The sequence below is a fragment of the Caproiciproducens sp. MSJ-32 genome (genome assembly GCF_018918055.1).
Lineage (GTDB): Bacteria > Bacillota > Clostridia > Clostridiales > Clostridiaceae > Clostridium.
This window is the reverse complement of the sequence record NZ_JAHLPS010000073.1, coordinates 53,035-78,480: the sequence shown is the minus strand read 5'-3', so window position 1 is coordinate 78,480 and position 25,446 is coordinate 53,035. Positions and strand designations below refer to the sequence as shown.

Below are 25,446 nucleotides of genomic sequence, written 5' to 3'. Positions count from 1 at the left end.
AAAAGACCAGTAAAACCTGGTCTTTAATCTTCTTTTTTTAAAACCTTTAAATCAATAATATAATTTTTCCCAAATAATTCTAAACGATTTTGTTTAATATTCATATTAAATATAGTTGGATTATCTAAATATCCTAAATGTATTATATTATCATTTACTATTTTTATCCCCATATAAAGAAATAATAAGGTTGAAAATAAAATTATGACTCTACATCTCTTTATTCTCTTTTCTTTTTTTTGGCGTTTTCGTTTTTCTATTCTAGTCTCCACAAACACCACCCTAGTTAATACATAATTTAATCTATTTTTCCAAATCGTTCATTAAAGGGAAAATATCTAAAAGAAGTTACCCCTTTTATAGATTCTACAGGCACACAGCCAAAATATCTACTATCCTTGCTAGCTCCTTCTTCTCTATTATCTCCTAGTACAAATACATATCCTTCAGGAACTTCCCAGTAATTATCATCATATACTTGAGTATAGGAACCTTCTTCTATATAATCTTCTTCTAATAACTCCCCATTTAAATAAACTTGCCCATCAATTATAGCAACAGTATCTCCTCCAACCCCAATTACTCTTTTTATATAATCTTTATTTGAAGCATCTGGAGCTTTTAATACAACTATCTCTCCTCTTTTAGGTCCCGAAAAATATAAAGGTATTTTATTTGCAAATAATCTATCTCTTTCATGTAATGTAGGATACATAGAATTTCCCAATACATAAGTAGTATTAAATACAAAGGTTTTAATTAATACAGCTATAATAATAGCTAATAAGATACTTTTTACCCATTCTAAAACTTCATTTTTTACATCTTTTTTATTGTTCTGTTCCATATTTATCCTCTCCTTAACCAAGAAGTTTATTGATATTATATCATCTTTTGTAACTAAAAAAAAGTGTTATTTCTGCTCAATATTATCTATAACAACACTTAATATCTCTGCCACTAACTTTGCTGTTTCCACAGCTTCTTCCATAGTATTCAAATTGCTTCCCAATTCAATTAAAGCTGAATAATTAGAAAGAAATTGATTATATTTACCCTTAGGTTTTATTAAAATTCCTGTACATAAATCAGGATACATAGCATCAGATACTGCTTTAAAATATTTTACAAAATTTAATACTTCTTCTTTATTTGGTGAATCAGGTCCTATTACAAAATAAAAAGTAGCTACATCTCTTCCATTAATTGTAACTTTAGTTTTAGACGATAATTTTTTCATATTCTTAGTAACTTTAGGATCATTAGAATCATATCCATCTCTATGAACATCTAACAAAATCTTTAAATTATTGTTTTCTTCTAACTTTTTTGTTATAGTACTTAATGATCTAGAGTAAGATTTATTATAAGAAGGTATATCATGATATGTCGTTACATGTTCAACTTTATGCCCTTTTTCTATTAGTGTCTGTGCCATCTTCTCTCCTATAGTAGTTACATTGTACCGTCTGTCAGTTGTATGATGTTGATTCGTTCCTTCTACGTAATAAGATTCTGTACCATGAGTATGATATAAAAGTATATAAGGTTTATCTTTATCAATTTTTAATGGTTTTACATTTATGGGCTTAGGTACATTTTCTATGTCTACATTCCCTTCTGAATCATTTATAATTATGAAATCTTCATATTCCTCTAAGCGATCAATTATTATAAAATCTTCTATTATAGTTGGACTTTCGCCTGCATCATCATCACTAACCTTATCTTTTTCTATATCTAAGTTGTTTTCTTTAAAAGAAATTGCATAAGGAAATTGAGCTTTTAACAATCTATTTATACTATCCTTTATATCTAATCTACTTATTAAATTCTTTTTCCAACTCTCATTTATATTTTGTTTATTCTTATATAAATTAATAATAGAGCTTGTTCTCCCAAATAATGTTATATAAAAACTATCTACTTCTTGAGGTAAATATTGATTAAATACAAGTTCTGACTTATACTCTGCCTTATCTTCTTCATTGCCAATTATATTTATAAATATTGTACCTATGTTAAATACTAATAAACACAGCAAAACTAATATTATATAAGTATTTCTCATGTTATCTTGTTTCATAAAAATCCTCCCTAAAATTATGTGTTCAATACATAGATTATATTCTTAATATATAAAAAATATGATACTTCTTAGGGAAGATCTTATTACCTTATATATCTATTTACATCTTTTAAATCAATTCCATGATGAAGTGCAATATTAAGTCCATTTGCTATTATTATAGACAAATCATCTATAATTAAATCTATTTCTTTAGGTGTAACTACTACATTGGGCATATAAGGTTCTAACACTTCTTTTATAAGATGATACTTTTCTTCTCTTGAAATATCATCCAGTAAAGAATAAAACTCTCCTCCTACAATAGCCTTGTCTTTCATAGAACCTATAATCATATCCATAGTATCACTTATCATCGTTGCTGCATCTACTACAGTAGGTACACCAACAGCTAATACTGGTACTCCTAAATAATCCTTGTTTAAACCTATTCTTCTATTTCCAAGACCACTACCTGGATTTATTCCCGTATCAGTTATTTGAATAGTAGTATTTACTCTTTCCATTTTTCTAGAAGCCAAAGCATCCACTGCTACAACTAAATCTGGTTTAGTTTTTTCTACTATACCCTTTATAATCTCTCCAGTTTCTATACCAGTTAGTCCCATAACTCCTGGAGATAGAGCAGAAACATTAGCTACAGTTTCGTCTTCATCTTTATTATAGTTAACAAAAAATTGCCTTGTTACCATAACTCGATCTATTACCTTAGGACCTAATGAGTCAGGAGTTACTTTCCAATTACCCAATCCAACTATTAAAGTTTTAGTATGTTTATCATTATATCCCATCCCTTTTATTTCTTTAGCTAATAATTGGGAAATTTCATCTCTTAATTCTTGATCTGTGTTTTTTAGCTTGGGTACTTCTATAGTTATATATAATCCTTCGGGCTTACACATAATTTTAGCACCCACATGATTCAATATATTTACCTTAGTTACTGTATAATCCTGTCCTTCCTCTTTTTTTACTTCTACTCCTGGCACTTCTTCATTTTTCTCATCTTTATACAGTTCTCTGTTCTCAATAGCTAAATCTGTCCTAATCTCCATATTTATCTCCTCCTCATATCTTATTAATATTATTTTTCTTCATTTTTGATATTTTATGTATAATAATTTTGTTTATCCTTGCAATTTATTCTTCTTCATGGTAAAATATCTGTTGTTAAGATTAGGGAGGTGAAAGGATTGGCAAATATTAAATCTGCAGAAAAGAGAATCCGCATTACTAAGAAAAAAACAGCTATAAATAAGAGTAGAAAATCTGAAATTAAAACATATATTAAAAAATTTGATACAGCTTTAGAGGAAGGAAATATTAATGAAGCTAAAGAACTGCTTAAAATTATAGATAAAAAACTTAAAAGAGCAGCTCATAAAAATGTAATTCATAAAAATGCTGCTTCTAGAAAATTAAGTAAATTAACAAAGAAATTAAACGAAGCTGAATTAAATAAAGCTGTATAATAAAAACTTCGGAAACACCGAAGTTTTTTAACTTTAAATTTTATAGCATAAATTAGCTATTAGTATTTCTAAAGCTAATCTATCTTCAACAAGACTAAATTTTATATTTCTATCTGCTTGTAAACAAAATTTTAATGCATTTTCCAATTGAGATATGGTAAAATTATTACTCTGTTGAGAAACTTTCTGATATTCATATTTGGATAATTTCATCTTCTCATATGCATCCATATCAGTATAACCCTTAGCTCTTAACACTTTATAATTAAACATATTTCTTATTTGTCTAATTATCATATGTAATATAAATAAAACTGGTTGATTAGACATATACATTTCATTAAACAAGATTATGGCATTCTTACCATCTTTTTGACTTATACTATTTAATATATTAAACACATTCATATCTAATGGTTTTGTCATTATCAAATCTAATATTTTTCTATTAACTCTCTCTTCATCCCTTAAATAATTACATATTTTAATTATTTCATTTTCTAAATCATATAAATTTTTTTCTTGATTGGGATCAAAATATGCAGAATGTGTAATAAAATAATTTATATCTGATTTTGATATACTTTTATTATATTTTTTGAAACTATTTTCTACCCAATTATTTAAATCTTGCCCTCTTAATTTCTTAAATTCAATAACGTCCCCTACTTTTGCAATTTTTTTATACAACGCATTGGACTTCCTTATATTGGTTGTTTTCTCTATAAATATCAAGCATAGATAATCTTCTAATTCATCTAAATAATCAACTAATTCATTTTTATAATCCTCAATATTTTTATCTCCAATTACTACATCCTTATTTGATTTAAACAATGGATGATCCTTTATAACAACAATTTTTTTATCTGACATAAAAGGTAAAGTTTCACAAGCATTTAAAATAGCTTCAAAATTTAAATTTTTACCTTCCATAACCAAATAATTTAAAGGTTCAAAAGCTTCATCTATGCATATCTCTTTAATAGTATTTAATGTATGATCAATTAAATAATGTTCTTCTCCATAAAATAAATAAACTGATTTTAAATCTAATGACTTAGCTTTTCTTATTAATTCTTTATAATTCAATGATTTTCATCTCCTTCTCCAGTATTATATAATATTTAATAAGCATATATGAAATAATAATGTAAAATATATATGGATAAAAGTATTTTACTGCATACATAATATTTAATTTTTCTTTTAAAAAAGAATACACTTGATATTTTTCTTTATTAAATGTTAATGTTATAAGCCCTGATTCATCAGTTCTATATAGTTGAATATTTCTATTGTTATATCGCTTAATTACCTCTTCATGAGGATGCCCAAACATATTGTTTCTACCAACAGATATAAACGCTGCTTCTGGAGAAACTTTATCTAAAAACTCCATAGATGATGATGTCTTACTTCCATGATGCGGCACTTTTAAAAAATATGCTTTAGGGGTCGCATTGTTTATTAACATACGTTCTCCTTTATCCTCTATATCACCTGTAAATAAAATATTTTTATCATAGTAATTTAGCATTAAAATTAAGGACAAATCATTTTCACTGCTAGTTTCAGAAGTCTTTAATAATTGTTCGTGAGGACCAAGCACTATCATATCAGTATTATCATCCAATTTTAATTTATGACCTCTTTTTAACAATATAATAGGAATATTTTTTTCTTTAGCTTTATTATTAATTTCTTCATATAAATCATTATCCAATCTTTCATGACCAATATATATTTTTTCTATTTTCATATTATCCATTAAATAAGGTAAACTTTTGCAATGATCTATATCATAATGAGTAATGAAAACACCCTTTAACTTAAATATACCCTCTTTTTCTAAATATGGGAAAAGAATATTCTCACCTACATCAAAATTTCCAAATAAATTTCCTCCTGTATCTATTAAATAGTTTCCTCCTTGGGTTTTTATTAATATGCTATCCCCTTGACCTACATCTATAAATCTTATCTCTATACTTTGATCAAAATACATAGTCAAAAAATTTACTAATATTAAAAATAATAAATAAAATATAATAACCTTACTTATTTTCTTATCTATATTGGATATTTTTATAATACCCATGCCTATAAATAACAAAATATAATAGCATAATATTCCCATTATTGATGGGGATGAAACTTTTAAATCAATATAAGGGAAACACTCAAGAATATCTATAATATAAAATTGAATATCTAACAAAAAATTAATTACTATTCCAATAAAATGAGCTATAGGTTCTATTAAATAAGAAAAAGATAATAAAAATAATCCTAAAATTAAACCTATAGAAAACAAAGGAACTATTAATAAATTAGCTACTATACTAATTATAGGCACCCTATTAAAATAATACGCTTGTACTGGTAACAAACCTATTTGAACAGATAAAATAGATTTCAAAGATTTAATCAATTGATTATCACTTGGATAAAAAATTATTTTTATTTTTGGTGTTAAATACAATATAAAGAATGTAGCAATAAATGATAGTTGAAATCCAATACTAAATGCCCAATAGGGGTTTATTATTAGCATTATAAAAAGTGCAAAAAAAAGTGCATTTATTGATTCATAAGCTTGCCAAAAAACTTTGGATAAAAATAGAATAGTAAACATTATATTAGCCCTTATTACGGAAGGCGGTCCTCCTATAATGTAAGCATACATCCATATTCCACTCAAAGTTATACCTATATTTAATTTTTTATTTATTCCTAAATATCCAAGTAATCCTGTCAATATATTAGTAATCAATCCTATATGTAGTCCTGAAACTGCTAATATGTGAGCCAAACCTAAATGCCTAAATTTCTCTATATTATCCTCAGTCAAATAAGAACTCTTTCCTAATATAACTGCTTTCATCAAAGAACTATTTCTTTCCGTTAAATATGAATCAAATATTCCTTCTACACTTTCTATAAATTTATATTTCATTCTATCGATAAAATTTAAATTTCCTTTATCTACATGAATAATTGAATAATCTTTAATTGTAGTATTTGTATATATTCCTTCTGTAAGCAATTTTAATCTATGATTATATAACTTGGGATTTGTATTAGGTAAAGGTTCCCTTAGTACACCTTTAAATAATAATTCCTCTCCAATAGATAATGTTTTCTCTCCTAGTATTTTTAATTGAATTTTTTCTGAAACTTTTTTATTATTTCCATCATGACATATATTAGTAGCTTTAACTATATATCTGCTTTCATTTTCTTCTATAATTTTAATCTCGTCAACTATTCCAGTTATTTCTACTAATGCATCCTTATACTCAAGCAATTGACTATCTATAGTTTTAAAATTAGTCAATATTATTCCCAATAGAAAAATAGAAAAAAATAAATTTAATGATTTAAATTTACCTTTCTCATTCTCTATAAAATTAATAAATAAAGATATAAATAGTAAAATCAATAAAAATATAGTATTTATATCTATATAATAAGAAAATATTATTCCCAATAATAAGAAAAAACTTAAATATAAAAAAGGACTTTTCATATTAATACACCTTTATTATCCTTTATTTATTTTACTTAAAGATCTTATTAGAAGTACAATACCTAATAATATAAATATAATACCTAATAAACGTATAATCATTTTAGCCTCCTTTATATCACTAATATACCTACAAAGTAATTATAACATAATATAGAAATAAGTTTAATAAATTCTAATAATAATAAAAAACTATTGATTTTATTTTAAAAATGTTAAAATAGTATTAACGGTTAAAAAGGGTAGGTGGTGTACTATGACGGAAAAAATATATTTGGAAAATCCATATTTACGTCAAATTGATGCACGAATTGTAGAAAAAAAATACTTAAATAACAAGTATTACATAAAAACTAATAGAACCATATTTTATCCTAATTTAGCAGGAGGACAACCTGGCGATAAAGGTACTATTAATGGGATTGAGGTATTGGACACTTATGAAGAAGGAAATGATATAATCCATGTAGTTAAGGATAATATACATAGTGATAAAGTGCAATTATCTATAGATTGGGAAAACAGATTTGATTATATACAACAACATTCTGGACAACATCTATTATCAGCGGCATTTTATAAGTTATATAATGGAGAAACAGTAGGATTTTATATAGGTAAAGAATATGTATATATAGATGTAAATATACCCAATATCAATAAAATCCATATAGAAAAAATAGAGGAATTTGCTAACAAAATAATATTTTCTAACTTTCAAATAAAATCATATATTGTTGAAAAAAAAGATATGGAAAAAATTCCTGTAAGAAAAGAACCTATTGTTAATTCTAATATTCGTATAGTTGAAATAGATGGTATTGATTTTTCACCTTGCTGTGGAACCCATGTTAGAAATACTGGAGAAATAGGAATAATAAAAATTCGAAAGGTTGAAAATTATAAGGGAAACATTCGAGTAGAATTTGTATGCGGTAATAGAGCATTGATAGATTACTCTTGGAAAAGTAATTATATTAGAAATATAAGCAATCTATTGTCTACTAAAGATAAAAATGTATACGATAGAGTAAAAAAATTATATTCTCAAAAAGAAGTTTTAGAAAAAGAAAATAGAGCACTTAGAGAAGAACTATATAAATATAAAGCACAAGAATTGCTTAAAAAAGCTCGTTTAATAAAAGGCGTAAACTTTATATGTCATAAATTTGAAAATATAGAACCAAAGGAAATAAATAGTATAGTATTCCATATAAATACATTAAAAAACAATATATTGATACTTGGACTAAATAATAAAAACAATGCAAATTATATAATTAGTCGTAGTTCCAATATAAATGTCAATATGAAAAATATTCATAATGAAATAGCACAAAATATAAATATAAAAGGAGGAGGAAGTCCTCAAACAGTTCAAGGAACTTGTAATCAAGAAGAACTTGATTCTGTACTTGAAAAATTTTATGAAAAAATAATAAATTTATTATAAAATTTATTATCCTAAAGTATGAGAAAGATTTTTACTTATAAACCTTTGAATCTTTCCCATACTATTAAAATAACATTTTTTAAATATAAACTGTGAATATTTCTTTTAATACATTATCTTTAACTTTATTTATTCCTTCAAAATCTATAGCTAAACTATAGCATTTCTCTAATATCTCGTGATTTTTTTTAGCAGTTAAAAGTTTTGAAATGGCTTTTCCAATCAATAAATCGTATGTTTTATAATCTTTTTCATCTTTTACACTTTCATCAAAATATTGACTTAAATCTATTTTATTATGAGAAATTTCTTTACATTGACTATTTGAAGTTACAAACACATCTATATCCTTAATAAATACCGATTCAATTTTATCAGGAATAGTAGCATCATGGTATATCTCCATAGAGTACCCTCTGACTACAGCTTCTTCCATAATTCTACTTAGCATTGTGGATTTTCCTGTACCTATTTCTCCTTCTATATAATAAATATTTGAAACTCCTTTTAATATTGTCGAAGTATAATCTATGAAACCGTCTGGCGTATTAGCATTAGAAAACATATGCCTTTTTTTAAAAAATGTAAAATCCATATTTGCTTCTCTAGAAAAAATTTCATCTATTAATGTTTTAGTTAATTTGTTTACCTTTTTAAAATCTACTCCTATTTTGTTGGTCTCCTCTATTTCTTTATAAATACATTTTGCTGCTTTAAAATAACTAAATGCTTTTCTATAAGCAATTTTATTATTTAACTTTGCATCTATAATTTGTTGTTCATTTTCTTTCAATTTATCTGAATCTATAAAAATACCTAAGTTTATTAATTTATCTTTTAAGCCTGGATACACAGGGTCTATTACATGGGGAAATGTCCCATCTACTATGGCTACTTTAAATTCATCAATAACTATACCATCTACAGAATTAGGATCTGATGGACAATGATGATACTCTACCGTATAACCTTCTTTTAAAGCTTGCTTACCTATTTCTTTCATAAGAGATGATTTACCTCCACCAGGCATACCTTTTAATATATATAACATATTTCTGTTATTACCAATTATATTATTATGAAAAGAGTAAAAGCCCTCTGCAGTATTACCTCCTGGAAACATTCTACGAACTTTTGTCATATGAAACCTCCTAAATAAACATATATTATTAATTTATTCCTTTAGTTTTATTATGTGCATAAAATAGAATTCTTTGCACTATAATAATTATAATAATATTAGCAAATTGAAATAAATGATACTAACGCTCATATACAATTATATTATAATAAATTCCACATTTGGTAAACTTTCCTGCAATTTTAATGCAAAATTTGATTCTTTAGAATTATTTTCTTTGGGAGTAGTTCCTAGAATCATATGAGTAATGTTGTTATCTTTAGCAAAATTAATTATTGCTTGTATCACATCCTTTGATCTAAGCACAGTTAAATCAGCTCCTGCTTTTTTTGATACTCTAAATAAATATTCTAAAGCTTCTCCATCATCTACATTATTTAAAAACTTATCCTTTTCATTTACTACATGTATCACATATAATTTACCTTTTGTTGCTTCAGCTAATTTATAACCATTTAAAATAAGCCTTTCGCAAGTCTTTTGCTGAGTCACACATACCATTATATTAGTCTTATTCATATGAAAACCCCCTTTTAAAGAGTAACACCTATTTTATTATATCATGAAATATAAAAAATCATTAAGCTTTATTTTTTTATATGTTTTTTTATAATTATTTAAAAGAAAATAGGATAGGAACCCTATCCTATTCTTCATCTATCAATTGTTTTTCTCCAATTTCTATCAATCTTCTAGTCATTAAACCTCCAACAGGACCAGCAGCAAATATATTAGTAGCTGAACTAATATTATCTTTATTCGTAAAATCTTCAGATATACCCAATTCCTGTGCAATTTCTAATTTCATTTCTTTTAATGCTTTTATAGCATTAGGGTCTATTCTACTCATATAATCACCTCAAATAATATAATTAAAATTGTTTCTATATTATTTTATCTAATATCTATAATTAAAATACACGGCAATTTTAGGAGAAAACAAAAAATATAAAAAACAAAAAAAGCAGCATAAGCTGCTTATATACTATGGCGGGAGTATGTGGGAATCGAACCCACCCAGGACGCTCCTAACGCCCCGTACTGGTTTTGAAGACCAGAGGGCACACCAGCACCCATCTACTCCCATATAAAAAATGCTATAATATTTAAACACTACTACATTATAGCATTTTTTATTTCCATGTCAAGTCTTGTCAATAATGTTAGTTTTGATAGAATTTTCTTACTTTTTGCTACCATTAATAAATCAATTTAATCCTCATCTTTTAATTCCCTATTAAGATTATCTTTTTTATTTTCAAAATAATACCCAGCTCCCCACTTGGTATGAATATACTTAGTATCGGCTGGATCCTTTTCTATTTTTTCTCTAAGTCTTCTAATGTGTACGTCTACAGTCCTTAGATCTCCAAAATATTCACACCCCCAAATATTTTCCAATAGTTCTTCTCTTGTAAATACTTTACCAGGATTAGACACAAGTATATAAAACAAATCAAACTCTTTGCCTGTTAAAATTATATCTTCTCCATTTACAGTTAATTTCCTACCTAAAGCATTTATGACAAAATCATCTATCTTAATACTTTGATTATCAACTTGAGGAATTACCACATTTACCCTTCTTAATATTGCCTTAATTCTTGCTTTTAATTCCAATATATTAAATGGCTTGGTAACATAATCGTCTGCACCGTATTCTAAAGCTAATATCTTAGATATATCTTCCTTTTTTTCTGTTAACACTATTATTGGTACTTGAGATTGTTTCCTGATAGTTTGGCATAAATTTAATCCATTCCCATCAGGTAATAATATTTCCAAAATTATTAATTCATAATCTCTCCTTTTTACTTTTTCTATTGCTTTTTTTATTGTAAAGGCAGAATCTACTTGATAATTATCTTTTTCTAAACTATATTTTAAAGCTTTTATAAGAGACTTATCCCTGTCAACAACCATTATTTTCATGCCCATGAATATCACTCCAAAATTAGGAATTTATAATTCTAGAAAAAAATCTTCTGTTCCCTTCCCTTTTTGTTATCTTTATCTGGTCAAAATATTCTAGAAGACTTAAAGCAACTTTTCTATTCGTATTTAATTCATCCCTATATTCTGCAACAGTAATAGAACCATTTTTTTCTATATGTTTTTTTAATATTTTTAAAGCTTCAGCATAAGCAAATTTATGCACCAATATTTCTTCATTTAATTTAACAATTTCCCCTTCATTTATAAGAGAATTTAAAACCTGCTCTATTTCCTCTTTTTCTCCCTGAATTTTCTCATACAATTCTTCTCGCTTAGGAGGTAAAAATTTATTCATTACATAATTTTCTATTATTTCTTCTTTTATCTTTAACTGAGAAGGACTGTATTCTATTTTAAATCCTTTTATGCATATATTTTCTTTATGTTGCTCTATATAGCCCTTCTCTATCAACAAATCAATAAATCTATCTCCTATTTTTGGTTTTACATTATTTAAAAACTTACTTCTTATTTCCTCTTTAGGCATACCTATCCTAAGAGGGTGCTTTTTATGAAACTCTCTAAGCTCTTCTATTATATTATCTTTTAATTGATTGAAATATTGTATATGAATAAAATGCAAATCTTTAGTTAAACTAAATTGTATAATTTTATTTTCTTGAATTAACTTTTCTATTTCTTCTTTTATTTTATTTTCTAACATAGCAGTATAAATTGATATTTCTTTTAAAGTAGGAAAAGAAGAGCTTTTATCTAGTATTATTTTTTCTATAATATCTACAGGTTCCCCTTCTTCCTTTATTCTTAATTCTTCCAATACCTTCTCATCAAATCTCTTCTTTTTATTCGGATTAGGTTCTAATACTTGCCCTCCTCCAATAGTAAACATTGGAGAGTAAAATCTTAATATAAATCTATCTCCTCTTTTGGCTACTATTTCCTCTTCCAGTATTAATTGAGCATAAGTCTCTTCACCTGGATTTAATATATCTCTATCCAATAAAACAATTCTACACAAAACTTCTCTAGCTCCTATATAAAGACGAAGACGAGTTCTATTTTCTATTGAACGATCTATTCCTTCAATCAATTTAACTTTAACATCTAATAAAGAAGTTTCTTTCATCGAATTTATAGGAGCTACTACATCTCCTCTACTTATCTGCTCCTTTTTAAGTCCTGCAATGTTAATAGCTACTCTCTGCCCTGCATAAGCTACATCGGTATCCTCATCATGAACCTGCATAGAACGTATCCTACCAATTCTATTTCCTGGGAAAACTTGAATTTCTTCTCCAATATGAAATTTACCTGAAAGTAAAGTACCTGTTACTATAGTCCCAAAACCTGGTATAGAAAATACCCTATCTACAGGAAGTCTAGGCATATCATTCACTTCTCTGTCTTCTAATTCTAATGCCAATTTATCTATTAACGCCTTAACATCCTCTAAACCAATACCTTTAGTAGAAGATACTGGTATAATAGGTGCTCCTTCTAAAAAAGTACCTTTTAGTTCATCTTTTATATCATCTTTAACTAATTCTAACCATTCTTCTTCTACTAAATCTGATTTTGTAATTACTACAAATCCCTTTTCTACTCCAATAAGATCTAGTATTGCTAAATGTTCACTAGTTTGTGGCATAACTCCTTCATCAGCTGCCACCACCAATAAAACTATATCAATTCCTACAACTCCAGCGAGCATGTTTTTTATAAACTTTTCATGCCCAGGTACGTCTATTATGCCTGCTCTTTTACCACTGGGCAAATCAAAATAAGTAAATCCTAAATCTATAGAAATTCCTCTCTTTTGCTCTTCTTTTAATCTGTCGGTATTTCTACCAGTTAGAGCTCTTATTAAAGTAGTCTTCCCATGATCAATATGCCCAGCTGTTCCAATTATAACATGTTTCATCTACCCAACTCCTCCTAGTTCCTTTAAAGCATCATATATGCCATCAACCACTATGAAAAACTCTTCTTCTTTTACTGTTCTTAAATCAATGAATATTGTATCTTTATATACTCTAGTTATTATAGGAACTTGTAATTCCCTTAAATACTTTTCAAATTTAGTTATATTTGAATTTTTAAATTTTAAACTAATACATTTTGTAGGAATTCTTTCTAATGGTAAAGACCCTCCACCTACTTCAGAATAACTGTTCACTATATCTATTATTAAATCATCATGTTTAATTTTTGCTTTAAGTAAATTATACAGCATATTTGCTTTATTTTCTAATTCATCCATTCCCATGGTTAACATATTCAAAGTAGGTATCTTCTCGATAACATTTTCTTCATCTAAATAAAGTCTCAAGGTAGCTTCTAAGGCAGATATTGTAAATTTATCTACTCTAAATGCTCTTGTTAGTGGGTTCTTTTTCATGGCTTCAATATATTTCTTTTTACCTATAATAATCCCTGCTTGAGGTCCTCCCAATAATTTATCTCCACTAAATGTAACTACATCCACTCCACTTTTTATAGAATCTTGTACAGTAGGTTCATGTTCCAATCCATACTTTGATAAATCAATTAACACACCACTGCCTAAATCTTCTATTAAAGGTATATTATATTTTTGTTTTAATTTATATAATTCTTCTGCCGATACAGAAGAGGTAAAACCTAATATTCTATAGTTACTTGTGTGTACTTTTAATAATGCTGCAGTTTCTTCATTAATAGCATTTTCATAGTCCCAAAGATGAGTCTTATTGGTCGTTCCTACTGATACCAAAATAGCTCCACTTTGTTCCATTACATCAGGAATTCTAAAAGAACCTCCTATTTCTATTAACTCACCTCTAGATACTATAACCTCTTTATTCTTAGCTAAAGTACTTAACACTAACAATACTGCAGCAGCATTATTATTAACAACCATAGCTGCTTCTCCACCTGTAATCTCTATTAATATATCCTCTAAATGGCTATATCTAGAACCTCTAGTTCCTTTTTCTAAATCATATTCTAAATTTGAATAATTAGTTGCAATTTCAACTACATTATCCATAACATCTTTATGAATTAAAGAACGGCCAATATTGGTATGAATTACCACTCCAGTCCCATTTATCACTCTTTTCAATCTATAGGAATTTTTCCTATTAGCCCTTGTTTTAATTAGTTTAGGTAATAGTTTTATCCTCTCTTTTATATTATCTTCATCTAATACTTTATTTTTTATATCCTCCCTTATTAAATCTATTTCTTCTCTTATTGAATCTACTACTAACTTTCTTGGCATAAGATCTAATAATTTGTTAATATCTTCATTTTCTAATAGATCATCAACTTTTGGAATTAATCTATATAAATTTTTATTTCCTTTCATATAACCCTTCTCCTTATATTTTATTCTACAATTAAGTATTTTTCTTCTTTTTTAACCACTTCTCCAATTATACTATAAGATATGGGATTGTTTGCTAAAGCTTTGAACAGTTGATCTACTTCTTTTTGAGGAACAGATATTAATAACCCTCCAGATGTTTGAGGATCAAATAATACATCTTCCATTTCTTCAGGAATTTGATTGTTAAATTTCACATTATCTCCAATATATCCTCTATTGTTATAGGCTCCTTGAGGCACCAATCCCATTCGTGCATATTCCAATGTATTGGAAATTAAAGGAATTTCTTTGTAGTAAATTTTAATAGTCACTTCGCTACTTTCAGCCATTTCTAGAGCATGGCCAAGTAACCCAAATCCAGTAATGTCTGTTACACTATTAACCTTTACCTTTTCTAATGCTTCTTTACCAAACTTATTTAATGTTGACATTACTTTTACAGCTTCATCATAAGAAGTTTTATCTGCTATACCACCTTTTATAGCAGTATTAATAATACCTAAACCTAAAGGCTTAGTTATAACCAACACATCTCCGGGTTTAGCATTACTATTTGTCAATACCTTATCAGGATGAACAAATCCAGCTACTGATAATCCATACTTAGGCTCATCATCTTCAACTGTATGTCCTCCTACTAATATAGCACCTGCTTCTTTTACTTTATCGTAACCCCCTTTTAGTATCTCTACTAAAACACTAGGATCCAAGCAATTAGGAAAACATACTATATTCATAGCTAGTTTTGGTTCTCCTCCCATAGCATATACATCGCTTAAGGAATTAGCAGCAGCTATTTGCCCAAATACATACGGGTCATCCACTACAGGAGTAAAAAAATCTAAAGTTTGAATTAATGCTAAGTTTTCATTTATCTTATAAACTGCTGCATCATCAGAAGTATCCAAACCTACTATTAAATTTTCATCATAATTTTTTGGTAAATGACACAAAACTTGTGCCAAAATATCGGGACCGATTTTAGCAGCTCAGCCAGATGTTTTTGTTAATTCTGTTAATCTAATTGTCATTTCATTCACTCCTTTATCTTGTAGTAATTAATTCCTTTATACTTTCAAACTTCTTTTCTCCTATGCCAGATACATTTTTTATATCTTCAATATTTTTAAATTGATTTTGCTCTCTATATTCTAATATTCTTCCTGCTAATACTTCCCCTATACCTGGTAGAGACATTAGCTCTTCCTTAGTACACATATTTATATTGATTTTACCACTACTATTATCATATTGCATATCTACAAAATTCTCAACAGGGTTTATATCTTCACCTACTTTTGGTATATATATTTTTTCTTCATCTTCTAATTTCTTCGCCAAATTTATTCTATCCAAATCTGCTTCTTTTTTTAATCCTCCTGCTAAATTTACTGCATCAATTACTCTAGAATCACGAGGTAATTCTACCAAACCTGGATTATATACCTCACCACTTATATGCACCATGATAATTTCTCCATTTTCAACGTCATCTTCCAATTGTTCTTCCAATTCCGTAATTAATTCCTCAGGATCTACTTTCTCTTTATTCTCTTCATCAATTTTCTTCCCTATCAAAGAATCATTTTTCTTTAAAAAATTAAAAAGAGATATTAAAACAATAATTAATATCAATAATATTATAACTATTTGTTCTTTTTTTGTAAAATAATCCATATTTTCACCTCTCCTAAATCCCTCTACTTATAATTTAAACTTATAAAATCATCCAATCACTAATTTAAATATTCGACTTTATATTTAATTTCCCTTTTTTATTCATGGTTTTTTTTAATTTATATTCAAAAAAATATTTATTTTTGATATACTTGATTATATATAAAAGGAGGGAGGAACATTTGAAAAAGTTTTTTTATTTTATATTGCTTTTTTTAATATTTACATATAATATATCCTATGCTGAAGAATTAAATCTTTCAGGAGAAGGCGCTATACTCATAGATATGGATACAGAACAAATTTTATATTCTAAAAATCCTCATATGAAACTACATCCTGCTAGTACTACTAAAATAATGACAGGCATACTTGCCATAGAAAATGGGAACATGGATGATTATGTTACTATAGATGATGAAATTGTAAAACTTACTGATGGTAGTCACATTGCTTTAGAGCCTGGAGAACGAGTAAAATTTGAAGATTTAGTAAATGCCCTTTTAATTGAATCAGCTAATGATGCAGTTTTAGCCTTAGCAAAACATGTTTCTGGTAGCATTAATGAATTTGTAAAACTTATGAATAAAAAAGCTAAAGAAATAGGAACTCTTAATACTAATTTCGTTAATCCTAATGGTTTAACCGCCGAAAACCATATTACTACTCCTTATGATTTAAGTTTAATTGCTAAGTATGCCATGGAAAATGAAATATTTAGGGAAATAGTTAAAAATTATACTTACATCATACCTGTAACTAATAAAAAAAATGAAGAACGATATTTAAAATCAGCTAATAAACTATTATATAGTACACAGAAAATTGATGTTGATGGGAAAATTGTTCCAATAAAATATGAGGGAATTACTGGTATAAAAACTGGATATACAATAGCAGCACAAAATTGTCTAGTAGCTTCAGCAGAAAGAGGAAATCAAAGATTAATTGCAGTTGTATTAAAAGCAAATGGGCGAGAAGTTTACTCAGATATCCATAAATTATTCAATTATGGATTTAATAACTATGAAAAAGTTCATATTGCACATAAAGGTCAATTTATAAAAAATATCGAAGTATCTAATGGAACTAATCCAGTTGTAGCAGGCATCTTAAAAGAAGATTTAACTGCCTCAATACCTAAAGGAAATATGAATACAATAGAGAAAAAAATATATCTTAATGATGTAATTGAAGCACCATTAATAAATGGACAAACTTTAGGCAAAGTAGAATATTATTTAAATGATCAATTTTTAGGAGAAGTAGATATAATATCCACATTAAATATTGAAAAAATTCCTCCATTAACTTTAATACAAAAAATTATAAACAAATGGTATATTATCGTAATTGGGATATTAAGTATAATCCAAATTTCATCCTTTAGAAGAAAACGGTTGAGAAAAAAAAGAGAAATTCTGTATACAGAGTGCATTAAACCTTGCCTATATAGGCAAGGTTTAATGCACTCTGTATTTTATATCTCTACTTATAATACTGCAATTACTTCTATTTCAATATTTCCATCCTTTGGTAATCTTGAAACTTCTATACAAGAACGAGCTGGTTTATGTTCGTTAAAATATTCTTCATAGGCTTCATTGATAGATGAAAACATATCCATGTCCACTATATAAATATTTACTTTAACTACATTTTTTAAAGTTGCTCCTACTTCTTTTAATATAGCTTCTACATTTTTTAAACATTGTCTTGTTTCTTCTTTAATATCATCTTTTAATAATTCACCTGTTTCTGGAACTATTGGAAGTTGCCCAGATGTAAATATGAGATTACCAGCCTTTATTCCTTGAGAATAAGGACCCACAGCTCCTGGTGCCTTATTGGTATTTATTGGTACTATATTCATGATGTTATTCATCCTCCCTTTAAATTTATATAAATTTAAAATAAATTATCTAATCCAATTCTATTTCTTCACCATCTGCCCACAGTTTTTCTAAATTATAATATTCCCTATCTTCTTTGTGAAATACATGTACTACTATATCTCCAAAATCTAATAAAATCCATCTCCCAGTTTGATATCCTTCTTTACCTAATAGAGAATATCCTGAAGTTCCCATTTTTTCTTCAACTTCATCTGCTATAGCAACTGTTTGAATTGTAGAATTTCCACTGGCAATAATAAAATAATCCGCCATAGGTGTTATTTTTTTTAAATTCAGTACTTTAACATTAAATCCTTTTTTATCATAACAAGCTTTTGTTATGATAGATACTCTTTTATCAATATCTTTCACTTAATTACCTCCTGATAATTGAAAATTACTACTTATTTCTCTATATTTTCAACAGATTTATCCTCAATAAACATTGTTTTTACTAATTTAATACATTCCTCTTTATCCACAATAAAATAGGATGTATTACCTATATACTCTCCTTCTCCTGGTAATGTAGCCATACTAACCTTATCAGGACTAAAGTTTTTAGCATTCATAGCAAATTTCATCATCACATCAAATGGTATATTAGTATCTACATAATCGTAATAAGCTTTTATCATTTGAGGAATATTTGCAATATTCCCAGGTCTTAAAGTTTTTTCTAAAACTGCTTCAATAAATTGTTGTTGAGCTTTTATCCTTCCTAAATCTTGATCTTTATATCCTTTTCTAAATCTTAAAAATTGAAGAGCTTTATCCCCATCTAATGTCTGATAACCTTGTTCCAAATCTATGTATAGTGGTGGATCTGCAATTGGATCTGTATATTTCATATCCATAGGAACATAAACTTCAACTCCGTCTATCAAATCTACAAACTTCTTTACAATATTATAATCCACTCTAACATAGTATTCTAAATCTATACCTAATAAATCCTTAACAGCTTTTACAGATAGTTCAGGTCCTCCGTAAACATGAGCATGATTTATCTTTTCCTCATTCTTTCTACCACGAATATGAGTTTTGGTATCTCTAGGAATTGATAATAAATGTACTTCTCCCGTAGATTTGTTAGCTTTACATAATATCATTGTATCAGTTCTAACATTAGTAGCATTTTTTACATCTTTTGAATCTACTCCTAGCATTAAAAAAGTTATATCATCTTTATCATGCATTAGTCTATCAATAAAACTTTCGTTACATATTTCTTCATCTTCTTCACTTTGAGCTTTTATAACTGTTTTATATATAAATCCACTCCATATTAAAGAAAAAACAATAAAAGAAACAAAAAAAGTTTTAAAAAAAGTTTTTTTCATCCATAATCACTCCAAATCTTTTAGTATTATCAACTGATTCCTCGCTTTTATTGTATCTAAATGAATTAATTTCCCTTTTGAAATAACAAATACTATAGTTCTGTCTACCGCATACAATAAACATTTATCTATGTCTTCATAAGCTAATTGCCTAATTGTGTCTACTCCCTCAAACTTTCTTCCTGGTTCTATAATATCTGCTATATAAACTATCTTTTCTAATAAAGACATATTTTCACGTCCAGTTGTATGATATCGAATAGCATTTAAAACATTTTTATTAGTCACCTTATATTCTTTAATAGCTATTTTTTCACCTAATGGTCCATGAATTAATTCTGGATTATGTTGCATAACATTGTCTAAAATTATATCAAACTCTTTTGCAATTTTCAACAAATTTATTTTATCTTTTAGTTTTCCACAATCGTGTAAAAAACCCGCTAATTCAGCTTCTCCCTCAGGATAACCATAAAGTTTAGCTAATTCCATGCTAGTATTCATAACACCAATGGAGTGATTATATCTTACTTCACCTATATCTTTTTTTAATTTTTCATGCATCCATTGTTCTATCATAAAAGCCTCCTATTAAATATACAATTTATGTTTTTGTATATACATCTCTACTATTTCCGGTACTAAATATTTAATTGACAATCCCTTGCTTACTCGATTTCTAATATCTGTTGAAGATATCTCTATTAACGGCATATCAAGTATATATATAGAATGTCCGTACTTTACATTTAAACTATTTACTTTGTCCATTAAAGTTTTTCTATCTGAATAAGGTCTAGGCGCTACTATAAATTTACACATTCTCAATAATTTATTATAATCTTTCCAAGTATGAATCTCTTTTATGGAATCTTCTCCTAATATAAAGTAATAATCTATGTTTTTATTTATCTCTTTTAATTTTTTTATAGTATCTACTGTATAATTTATTTCTTCTTCTTTTTTAATTTCTAATGTTGATAGTACAAAATGAGGGTTGGAGTTTATTGCTAATAATGTCATATTATATCTATGAATTATAGGTGAAACTATTCCTTTTTCCTTATGAGGAGGATTCCCTGAAGGCATAAATATAATTTCTTCTAATTTAAAATTGACTCTAGAATATTCTGCTAACATCAAATGTCCATTATGAATAGGATCAAAAGTTCCTCCAATAATTCCTACTTTTCTTTTCAATCTATCTCCTCCACTTATATTTGCTTTAATAAATAAACTTCAGAAAAACTTCTGAAGTTTAGACTATTTATAAAGGCAATTGAATTTTTTTATTATCTTTAGATTCTCTATAAAGTATAAATTTATTCCCTATGCTTTGAACAAACTCAGCTTTAGTACTTTCTGCTAATTCTAGTGCAACTTCTTTAGCATCTAAAAGACTATTATTCAATACCTTTATCTTTATTAATTCTCTAGCCTCTAATGATTCATCAACTTGTTTTATAAAGTTTTCTGTAATACCATTTTTCCCCACTTGAAAAATGGGTTCTATGCCATTTGCTAGCCCTTTCAAATAACTTCTCTGTTTCCCTGTTAACAATCAATACACTCCTTTTTCGTTTTGAACTTCTATTTCTTTTCTAGATTTTCTTCTATGAACTTCATACTCCTTATTTCCCTTTTTCCAGCCAGTTCTAGACTTCTCCTCAGGTCTATAATGTTTGTTTATTACTACTTCATTTTTCGCTAAGCAGTAATAAGTAGGATGATTTTCTTTACAATTACCACAATTATAACAATTCATTGTATAATCAAAACCTCCATTAATCAAAAAATTCAAATTCATATCCACAAATAAATACTGTATCGTTATCTTCAATACCTAATTTTTTTAATTCCTCCACTACTCCTTTTTGTTTTAACGCATTTTGAAAATATCTTAATGAATCCAAATCATCAAAATTGGTAGAATTAATAAGTTTTTCTATATAAGATCCTTCAACAATATACCTTCCATTTTCTTTTTTTACTATTATAGTTTTTTCTGGCTCTTTCAAAGTAATTTCCATTTCTTCATCAAAAGTTTCATATTCAGGTTTTGTATTTAAAAGAGTATTCCATATAGCAAATTTAAGTTCATCGACTCCTTTCATAGTAGCTGCAGAAATAGGATATATTTCATATCCCATTGGCTTTAATTCTTCTTCTATTTTTTCTAGCCATTCTTCAGCCTCTGGAAGATCCATTTTATTAGCTGCAATTATTTGAGGTTTATTAGACAATTTAGGATTATACTTAACTAACTCTTCATTTATTTTATAAAAATCATCTATCGGATTTCTTCCTTCCATACCTGAGGCATCTAATACATGAACAAGTACCCTAGTCCTTTCAACATGTCTTAAAAAATCATGCCCCAAACCTGCTCCTTCATGAGCACCTTCTATTAGCCCTGGAATATCTGCTATTACAAAAGATTTGCCTTCATCTATTTGTACTACTCCTAAATTAGGCTTTAATGTTGTGAAATGATAATTTGCAATTTTAGGTTTAGCTGCCGATAAAATAGAAAGTAATGTGGATTTTCCTACATTAGGAAAACCTACCAGACCTACATCCGCTAATAACTTTAATTCTAATATAACAGTTATCTCTTCTCCTTCTGTACCTGTTTCAGCAAATTTAGGAGCTTGCCTAGTAGATGTTGCAAATTTAGCATTTCCTCTGCCTCCTTTGCCACCTTTAGCAATAGTATATACTTGACCATGTTCTTTCATATCTATTATTACCTTCCCAGAATCTGCATCTTTAACTAATGTTCCTACTGGTACCTTTAAGATTAAATCCTGACCTTTCTTCCCATATTGCTTTTTAGTTTTACCTCTTTCACCATCTTCAGCTTTATAGAAACGCTTATATCTAAAATCCATTAATGTCCTTATTCCTTCATCAGCTTGCAATATTATGCTACCGCCATCTCCTCCGTCTCCTCCAAAAGGACCACCTGCTGGCTCATATTTTTCTCTTCTAAATGCTACTGCACCATCTCCACCTTTACCTGCTTTTAATTTAATTTTTGCAACATCTATAAACATATTATCATCCTCTATTTTTCTTTATACTGTCAATAATTTTATTATATCAAGTTATCAATTAGTGTCAATAATTTTAATTATTTTATTCTCAATTCAATAAATACTTTTTATTAAAATAAAAAAGCCTACCGTGTAGGTAAGCTATAAAAATATATTAACTCTTAAGCAGGATAAACACTAACTTGTTTCTTATCCTTTCCTTTTCTTTCAAATTTAACTATACCATCTACTTTAGCAAATAGAGTATCATCGCCACCTCTACCTACATTGTTACCGGGATGAATTTTAGTTCCTCTTTGTCTTACAAGGATATTCCCAGCTAACACATATTGACCGTCTCCTCTTTTAACACCTAATCTTTTAGCTCTACTATCTCTACCATTTCTGGAACTTCCTACTCCTTTTTTAGTAGCAAACAACTGTAAATTAAGCTTTAACATTCTCTACACCTCCCATATTTAAGAGTAACATATTTAGGATAATTTTCCACAATGGACTTTATTCCTAATTCTAAAGTCTTCAAAACTGTTTCAACTTTAATTTTAGTATCTTTGTCTAATTCACTTGGAATAATAACATCTAAAAAACCCTTTTTTTCATTTATAGAATAATCTATTCTTTCCTCTGATATTCCGCACACTTCTACTAAAGAATTTAAGGTATTCTGAGCTAATACTGAAACAGCAGAACACACTATATCTTGACCTTTTACATCATAACCTGAATGCCCAGATATAGTATATCTGATAATATTATCTTCACTGTCTACGTATATTTTTACCTCTATCATAGAATTAACCCACTATTTTTTCAATTTTTACTTTTGTATAAGGTTGACGATGTCCTTGTTTTTTCTTGTAGTTTTTCTTAGGTTTGTATTTAAATACTATAATCTTCTTGCCTTTACCTTGTTTTAATATAGTTCCTTCTACTTTTGCATTTTCTATATAAGGTTTACCAACTACAAGTCCATCTTCCTTTGATATAAGAAGAACTTTTGAAAAATCAATTTTATCTCCTTCTTTAGAATCAATCTTCTCAACAAAAATTGTATCTCCTTCTCGAACTTTGTATTGTTTACCACCAGTTTCAATTACAGCATACATTATTAATTGCACCTCCTCTAACCAGTCTCGCCAGTATTAGGTGACTATGCTTTAAAAACCCATACTGAGCGGCCACCTACAAACAAAAATTTTAGCAGATTGAACTCCTTTTGTCAATAGCACTTTCTAAAATTTTACCTTTACCATAGCAATAAGGACATATTTTGATAAAGTTATAACCAAGACTATTTCTTACTTTATGTCTTGTCATTTCAACTAATCCCAATTTAGTCATCCCAACTATATTAGTTTTATTCCTATCAAAACTTAAATATTTTTCCAGTTCAGCTACTACCGCATTTACATCCTGGTTATTTTTCATATCTATAAAATCTATTATAATAATTCCTCCAATATCCCTCAATCTTATTTGCCTAGCTATTTCCTCTGCAGCTTCCAAATTAGTTTTAACTATCGTGTCCTCTAAACTTTTACTTCCAATATATTTACCTGTATTTACATCAATAGCTGTTAATGCTTCAGTTTCATCAATTACAATATAACCTCCACTTTTTAAAGGTACCTTTCTTTCCAATGCTAAATTTATATCCTTCATAATATATTCTTGCTTTTCTACGGTAAAATCTTCTTGAAAAAAAAGCTTATCCTTTAACTCTGAAGAAATCATATCCTGTAAATCCAATAGCCTATCATATTTTTCTTTATCATTGACTATAATTTTGTGTATTTTATCATTAAAAGCATCTCTTACTATTTTATAACCTAAGTCCACATCTCTATATAGTAACTTAGGACAAGGTAAAAAATTTCTCTCTCTTTCTAATTTACTATATAGATTAATAAGTTTAGTATATTCATCAAATAATTTATCCTTTTCTATACCCTCTGCTTGAGTTCTAAAAATAAATCCAATATCATCTTTTTTAATTTCCATACCTATTTTCAATAATCTTTTAATTTCTTCTTCATCATGTATTTTTCTAGATATATTTATTTTAGAAGAATAAGGAGTCAATACTAAATATCTACCTGGCAAAGTAATATGAGTTGTTACTTTAGGACCTTTGTTTTTACTAGATTCTTTTAAAACTTGTACTATAACTTCCTGCCCTTTTTTAATCACTTTTTCAATTTTTACATAAGAATTTTTATAAATCATATCTTTTGGTAGTGCATCTTTTACATACAAATATGCATTTTTTTTCTCACCTATATCTACAAATGCAGCTTCCATTCCTGGAAGCACATTTATTACTTTTCCCCTATATATATTACCAACGCATTTTTCATTCTTCTTTTTGTCAATATAATATTCTACTAGTCTTCCTTCTTCAATAATTCCAACTTTCTCTTCAAGACCTTTGGAATCTATAAATATATAATTCATAATAATAT

29 protein-coding genes and 1 tRNA gene are annotated in these 25,446 nt (G+C 27.5%); 3 read left to right on the top strand and 27 right to left on the bottom strand.

Features of this window, described 5'->3' with window-relative positions; translation table 11 throughout:
* Window positions 1-23: 23 nt before the first annotated feature.
* The 4 genes from KQI16_RS08875 to gpr all read right to left on the bottom strand — a co-directional run bounded on the left by KQI16_RS08875 (window position 24) and on the right by gpr (window position 3,144).
* Window positions 24-272, bottom strand: a complete 249-nt coding sequence (locus tag KQI16_RS08875) for a hypothetical protein (RefSeq protein ID WP_216433672.1) — start codon at window positions 270-272, stop codon at window positions 24-26.
* 26 nt (window positions 273-298) lie between these two features.
* On the bottom strand, window positions 299-847 hold the full coding sequence (lepB, locus tag KQI16_RS08870; protein WP_132025816.1) for a signal peptidase I: 549 nt from the start codon (window positions 845-847) through the stop codon (window positions 299-301).
* Window positions 848-913: 66 nt separating this feature from the next.
* Window positions 914-2,086 (bottom strand): stage II sporulation protein P, encoded by a 1,173-nt coding sequence (gene spoIIP / locus KQI16_RS08865; RefSeq protein ID WP_216433670.1) that lies wholly within the window; start codon window positions 2,084-2,086, stop codon window positions 914-916.
* A gap of 86 nt (window positions 2,087-2,172) precedes the next feature.
* Window positions 2,173-3,144 (bottom strand): GPR endopeptidase, encoded by a 972-nt coding sequence (gene gpr / locus KQI16_RS08860; RefSeq protein ID WP_216433668.1) that lies wholly within the window; start codon window positions 3,142-3,144, stop codon window positions 2,173-2,175.
* Window positions 3,145-3,282: 138 nt separating this feature from the next.
* Here gpr and rpsT point away from each other — a divergent pair, with 138 nt between their 5' ends.
* On the top strand, window positions 3,283-3,561 hold the full coding sequence (rpsT, locus tag KQI16_RS08855) for a 30S ribosomal protein S20 (protein WP_216433666.1): 279 nt from the start codon (window positions 3,283-3,285) through the stop codon (window positions 3,559-3,561).
* Between the two features lie 33 nt (window positions 3,562-3,594).
* Here the strand turns inward: rpsT and holA are convergent, their stop codons facing one another.
* Entirely contained in the window at window positions 3,595-4,653 is a 1,059-nt protein-coding gene (gene holA, locus KQI16_RS08850; RefSeq protein ID WP_216433664.1) for a DNA polymerase III subunit delta, read from the bottom strand.
* Entirely contained in the window at window positions 4,643-7,093 is a 2,451-nt protein-coding gene (locus KQI16_RS08845; protein ID WP_286173005.1) for a DNA internalization-related competence protein ComEC/Rec2, read from the bottom strand. Before KQI16_RS08845 ends, holA begins: the two co-directional genes overlap by 11 nt.
* A 256-nt stretch (window positions 7,094-7,349) precedes the next feature.
* Between KQI16_RS08845 and KQI16_RS08840 the strand changes: the two genes are divergently transcribed.
* A complete protein-coding gene (locus KQI16_RS08840; protein ID WP_216433659.1) occupies window positions 7,350-8,546 on the top strand; it encodes an alanyl-tRNA editing protein in 1,197 nt (398 codons plus the stop codon).
* A 79-nt stretch (window positions 8,547-8,625) separates the two neighbouring features.
* On the opposite strand, the gene KQI16_RS08835 is transcribed toward KQI16_RS08840, so the two are convergent.
* The 9 genes from KQI16_RS08835 to KQI16_RS08795 form a co-directional block, all read right to left on the bottom strand.
* Window positions 8,626-9,687 carry a hypothetical protein gene (locus tag KQI16_RS08835; protein ID WP_216433657.1) on the bottom strand — a complete coding sequence of 354 codons (1,062 nt, stop codon included), beginning with the start codon at window positions 9,685-9,687 and terminating at the stop codon, window positions 8,626-8,628.
* 138 nt (window positions 9,688-9,825) lie between these two features.
* A complete protein-coding gene (locus KQI16_RS08830; RefSeq protein ID WP_132025800.1) occupies window positions 9,826-10,206 on the bottom strand; it encodes a universal stress protein in 381 nt (126 codons plus the stop codon).
* A gap of 127 nt (window positions 10,207-10,333) precedes the next feature.
* Window positions 10,334-10,537, bottom strand: coding sequence for an alpha/beta-type small acid-soluble spore protein (locus KQI16_RS08825; RefSeq protein ID WP_132025798.1), 204 nt, complete (start codon window positions 10,535-10,537; stop codon window positions 10,334-10,336).
* A 138-nt stretch (window positions 10,538-10,675) separates the two neighbouring features.
* Window positions 10,676-10,772, bottom strand: a tRNA-Sec gene (locus tag KQI16_RS08820).
* Between the two features lie 127 nt (window positions 10,773-10,899).
* Complete coding sequence (locus tag KQI16_RS08815) at window positions 10,900-11,625, bottom strand: response regulator transcription factor (protein WP_132025796.1); 726 nt, start codon at window positions 11,623-11,625, stop codon at window positions 10,900-10,902.
* Between the two features lie 16 nt (window positions 11,626-11,641).
* On the bottom strand, window positions 11,642-13,564 hold the full coding sequence (gene selB, locus KQI16_RS08810; RefSeq protein ID WP_216433655.1) for a selenocysteine-specific translation elongation factor: 1,923 nt from the start codon (window positions 13,562-13,564) through the stop codon (window positions 11,642-11,644).
* Window positions 13,565-14,992, bottom strand: coding sequence for an L-seryl-tRNA(Sec) selenium transferase (gene selA, locus KQI16_RS08805; RefSeq protein ID WP_216433653.1), 1,428 nt, complete (start codon window positions 14,990-14,992; stop codon window positions 13,565-13,567).
* Window positions 14,993-15,012: 20 nt separating this feature from the next.
* Complete coding sequence (selD, locus tag KQI16_RS08800; protein WP_216433651.1) at window positions 15,013-16,044, bottom strand: selenide, water dikinase SelD; 1,032 nt, start codon at window positions 16,042-16,044, stop codon at window positions 15,013-15,015.
* 13 nt (window positions 16,045-16,057) lie between these two features.
* Window positions 16,058-16,690 (bottom strand): helix-hairpin-helix domain-containing protein, encoded by a 633-nt coding sequence (locus KQI16_RS08795; RefSeq protein ID WP_216433649.1) that lies wholly within the window; start codon window positions 16,688-16,690, stop codon window positions 16,058-16,060.
* Between the two features lie 182 nt (window positions 16,691-16,872).
* Between KQI16_RS08795 and KQI16_RS08790 the strand changes: the two genes are divergently transcribed.
* Window positions 16,873-18,288 (top strand): D-alanyl-D-alanine carboxypeptidase family protein, encoded by a 1,416-nt coding sequence (locus tag KQI16_RS08790; protein WP_216433647.1) that lies wholly within the window; start codon window positions 16,873-16,875, stop codon window positions 18,286-18,288.
* On the opposite strand, the gene KQI16_RS08785 is transcribed toward KQI16_RS08790, so the two are convergent.
* The 12 genes from KQI16_RS08785 to KQI16_RS08730 form a co-directional block, all read right to left on the bottom strand.
* Window positions 18,183-18,563: a RidA family protein gene (locus tag KQI16_RS08785; protein WP_132025784.1), complete on the bottom strand. Its 381-nt coding sequence runs from the start codon at window positions 18,561-18,563 to the stop codon at window positions 18,183-18,185. The genes KQI16_RS08790 and KQI16_RS08785 overlap by 106 nt on opposite strands.
* A gap of 49 nt (window positions 18,564-18,612) precedes the next feature.
* The gene (rsfS, locus tag KQI16_RS08780) at window positions 18,613-18,957 is read right to left on the bottom strand and encodes a ribosome silencing factor (protein ID WP_216433645.1); all 345 of its coding nucleotides are present in this window, start codon (window positions 18,955-18,957) and stop codon (window positions 18,613-18,615) included.
* Between the two features lie 32 nt (window positions 18,958-18,989).
* Window positions 18,990-19,928, bottom strand: coding sequence for an LCP family protein (locus tag KQI16_RS08775; protein ID WP_216433643.1), 939 nt, complete (start codon window positions 19,926-19,928; stop codon window positions 18,990-18,992).
* Between the two features lie 6 nt (window positions 19,929-19,934).
* Window positions 19,935-20,507: a bis(5'-nucleosyl)-tetraphosphatase (symmetrical) YqeK gene (yqeK, locus tag KQI16_RS08770; RefSeq protein WP_216433641.1), complete on the bottom strand. Its 573-nt coding sequence runs from the start codon at window positions 20,505-20,507 to the stop codon at window positions 19,935-19,937.
* A 12-nt stretch (window positions 20,508-20,519) separates the two neighbouring features.
* Window positions 20,520-21,128, bottom strand: coding sequence for a nicotinate-nucleotide adenylyltransferase (gene nadD, locus KQI16_RS08765; protein WP_216433639.1), 609 nt, complete (start codon window positions 21,126-21,128; stop codon window positions 20,520-20,522).
* Between the two features lie 67 nt (window positions 21,129-21,195).
* Window positions 21,196-21,489, bottom strand: coding sequence for a ribosome assembly RNA-binding protein YhbY (gene yhbY / locus KQI16_RS08760; protein WP_216433637.1), 294 nt, complete (start codon window positions 21,487-21,489; stop codon window positions 21,196-21,198).
* On the bottom strand, window positions 21,490-21,693 hold the full coding sequence (locus KQI16_RS08755) for a hypothetical protein (protein ID WP_216433635.1): 204 nt from the start codon (window positions 21,691-21,693) through the stop codon (window positions 21,490-21,492). It lies immediately after the preceding gene.
* A 19-nt stretch (window positions 21,694-21,712) separates the two neighbouring features.
* Window positions 21,713-22,984, bottom strand: coding sequence for a GTPase ObgE (obgE, locus tag KQI16_RS08750; RefSeq protein ID WP_216433633.1), 1,272 nt, complete (start codon window positions 22,982-22,984; stop codon window positions 21,713-21,715).
* A 161-nt stretch (window positions 22,985-23,145) separates the two neighbouring features.
* The gene (gene rpmA / locus KQI16_RS08745) at window positions 23,146-23,424 is read right to left on the bottom strand and encodes a 50S ribosomal protein L27 (protein ID WP_132025768.1); all 279 of its coding nucleotides are present in this window, start codon (window positions 23,422-23,424) and stop codon (window positions 23,146-23,148) included.
* Complete coding sequence (locus tag KQI16_RS08740; protein ID WP_216433630.1) at window positions 23,418-23,774, bottom strand: ribosomal-processing cysteine protease Prp; 357 nt, start codon at window positions 23,772-23,774, stop codon at window positions 23,418-23,420. The genes rpmA and KQI16_RS08740 overlap by 7 nt, the downstream gene beginning before the upstream one ends.
* Before the next feature lie 4 nt (window positions 23,775-23,778).
* The gene (rplU, locus tag KQI16_RS08735) at window positions 23,779-24,090 is read right to left on the bottom strand and encodes a 50S ribosomal protein L21 (protein ID WP_132025764.1); all 312 of its coding nucleotides are present in this window, start codon (window positions 24,088-24,090) and stop codon (window positions 23,779-23,781) included.
* 91 nt (window positions 24,091-24,181) lie between these two features.
* Window positions 24,182-25,438 (bottom strand): Rne/Rng family ribonuclease, encoded by a 1,257-nt coding sequence (locus tag KQI16_RS08730; protein WP_216433628.1) that lies wholly within the window; start codon window positions 25,436-25,438, stop codon window positions 24,182-24,184.
* Window positions 25,439-25,446 lie beyond the last annotated feature (8 nt).

Bases quoted from the DNA above. Each gene is read 5' to 3' on its own strand.
- KQI16_RS08755 (WP_216433635.1), bottom strand. From the start codon at position 21,693: ATGAATTGTTATAATTGTGGTAATTGTAAAGAAAATCATCCTACTTAT.
- yqeK (WP_216433641.1), bottom strand. From the start codon at position 20,507: ATGATAGAACAATGGATGCATGAAAAATTAAAAAAAGATATAGGTGAA.
- KQI16_RS08830 (WP_132025800.1), bottom strand. From the start codon at position 10,206: ATGAATAAGACTAATATAATGGTATGTGTGACTCAGCAAAAGACTTGC.
- KQI16_RS08840 (WP_216433659.1), top strand. From the start codon at position 7,350: ATGACGGAAAAAATATATTTGGAAAATCCATATTTACGTCAAATTGAT.
- lepB (WP_132025816.1), bottom strand. From the start codon at position 847: ATGGAACAGAACAATAAAAAAGATGTAAAAAATGAAGTTTTAGAATGG.
- gpr (WP_216433668.1), bottom strand. From the start codon at position 3,144: ATGGAGATTAGGACAGATTTAGCTATTGAGAACAGAGAACTGTATAAA.
- KQI16_RS08815 (WP_132025796.1), bottom strand. From the start codon at position 11,625: ATGGGCATGAAAATAATGGTTGTTGACAGGGATAAGTCTCTTATAAAA.
- KQI16_RS08775 (WP_216433643.1), bottom strand. From the start codon at position 19,928: ATGAAAAAAACTTTTTTTAAAACTTTTTTTGTTTCTTTTATTGTTTTT.
- KQI16_RS08835 (WP_216433657.1), bottom strand. From the start codon at position 9,687: ATGACAAAAGTTCGTAGAATGTTTCCAGGAGGTAATACTGCAGAGGGC.
- KQI16_RS08825 (WP_132025798.1), bottom strand. From the start codon at position 10,537: ATGAGTAGAATAGACCCTAATGCTATAAAAGCATTAAAAGAAATGAAA.
- KQI16_RS08795 (WP_216433649.1), bottom strand. From the start codon at position 16,690: ATGGATTATTTTACAAAAAAAGAACAAATAGTTATAATATTATTGATA.
- spoIIP (WP_216433670.1), bottom strand. From the start codon at position 2,086: ATGAAACAAGATAACATGAGAAATACTTATATAATATTAGTTTTGCTG.
- selB (WP_216433655.1), bottom strand. From the start codon at position 13,564: ATGAAACATGTTATAATTGGAACAGCTGGGCATATTGATCATGGGAAG.
- obgE (WP_216433633.1), bottom strand. From the start codon at position 22,984: ATGTTTATAGATGTTGCAAAAATTAAATTAAAAGCAGGTAAAGGTGGA.
- KQI16_RS08730 (WP_216433628.1), bottom strand. From the start codon at position 25,438: ATGAATTATATATTTATAGATTCCAAAGGTCTTGAAGAGAAAGTTGGA.
- KQI16_RS08845 (WP_286173005.1), bottom strand. From the start codon at position 7,093: ATGAAAAGTCCTTTTTTATATTTAAGTTTTTTCTTATTATTGGGAATA.
- rplU (WP_132025764.1), bottom strand. From the start codon at position 24,090: ATGTATGCTGTAATTGAAACTGGTGGTAAACAATACAAAGTTCGAGAA.
- KQI16_RS08740 (WP_216433630.1), bottom strand. From the start codon at position 23,774: ATGATAGAGGTAAAAATATACGTAGACAGTGAAGATAATATTATCAGA.
- KQI16_RS08785 (WP_132025784.1), bottom strand. From the start codon at position 18,563: ATGAATATAGTACCAATAAATACCAATAAGGCACCAGGAGCTGTGGGT.
- rpmA (WP_132025768.1), bottom strand. From the start codon at position 23,424: ATGTTAAAGCTTAATTTACAGTTGTTTGCTACTAAAAAAGGAGTAGGA.
- selA (WP_216433653.1), bottom strand. From the start codon at position 14,992: ATGAAAGGAAATAAAAATTTATATAGATTAATTCCAAAAGTTGATGAT.